General features: G+C 47.7%; 1 protein-coding gene. It reads right to left on the reverse strand.

Features of this window, described 5'->3' with window-relative positions:
* Nucleotides 1–61 precede the first annotated feature (61 nt).
* The gene (locus FD16_RS12435; RefSeq protein WP_010623354.1) at nt 62–1,090 is read right to left on the reverse strand and encodes an IS30 family transposase; all 1,029 of its coding nucleotides are present in this window, start codon (nt 1,088–1,090) and stop codon (nt 62–64) included.
* Nucleotides 1,091–1,194: the final 104 nt, after the last annotated feature.

Consider the following 1,194-nt stretch of genomic DNA (forward strand, 5'->3'; position numbering starts at 1 on the left):
TTCCTCAATTGTCAAGTTAAGTGCAACACTAATGGCCTATTCTTATAATTGGTCTAGAAAGTTAAACCAGTTGTGGCATAACATCCGCTGGACAACTATAGCTTAAACAGCGGCGGGGACGGTGATTCAGCGTGTCTTGAACCAACTGCAGATCCACTAATGAGAGGTTTTTAAAGGAATGCCCCTTTGGGAAGAACTCTCTTAATTGACCATTCACATTCTCATTAGTGCCCCGTTCCCAGGGAGAATATGGATGGGCAAAGTAGATTTCCGTTCCTTGAACCTGATTTAAACTAGCGAATTCCGAGCCGTTGTCAAACGTGATCGTCCGAAAGTTTTCTGCACCGTCATCATCAATCGTATCTTGGAGGGCTTGCCGGCAAGTCTCTGCCCGGTAATCAGGCAATTTAACGATAATTTCCATCCGGCTAACTCGCTCGGTTAACGTCATTAAAGCTGGTTCGGACTCAACCCGTTTGGCTTTCACTAAGTCGCTTTCCCAATGGCCCAACTCCTGACGTTTCCGAACCACTGCGGGCCGGTCTTCAATAGACTGTCCAAGCCGTTTTTTATTCAGGCGGGCATGTCGGTGATTCGGGCGTTTAACGCGGCGACGTAGCTTCATGGGTAAATCATAGTTGTGAAGCTCCGGGAGCTTGCCAGCCTCGATATACCGATAGACCGTAGCCGTTGATGGGCAGGGAAAGCCCGGGTAATGAGCTTTGAAATAGTGGACATACGTATCGACACTGAAAACTCGTGGCTTAGCTTTTAAAGCTTTCGGCAGGGACTTGAAGAACACGGCAGCCCGCTGCAGTAAACCTTTGGGGTGACACGTGGCCCGCTGTTCTCGATAGTAAGCCGCCCCGCGCTCGGCAAAGTAGCCCTGATATGACCGATGTTTCTGGGAATCAATCTGGGTGGTTAACCCGCGTTTTAATTCGCGATAAATGGTGCTGGGACTCCGGTGAAGCCGGCTGGCGATCTGACGAACGCCAAATCCTAATCGAGTCAGGGACTCAATTTGACCGCGTTCAAAAGATTGGAGTTGTTGGTAATGCTTAGGCATGATATTCTTAGTTTGGGTCATGAAGACACCTATCCTTATCTGTTGATTTTGTCGTTAATAATAAGAATAGGCCTTCATGGCCTTTTAAGCTAGTCTAATTGGTCTAGTTATCAAGTGTTGCACTT

Source organism: Paucilactobacillus suebicus DSM 5007 = KCTC 3549, from assembly GCF_001434475.1.
Taxonomy (GTDB): domain Bacteria; phylum Bacillota; class Bacilli; order Lactobacillales; family Lactobacillaceae; genus Paucilactobacillus; species Paucilactobacillus suebicus.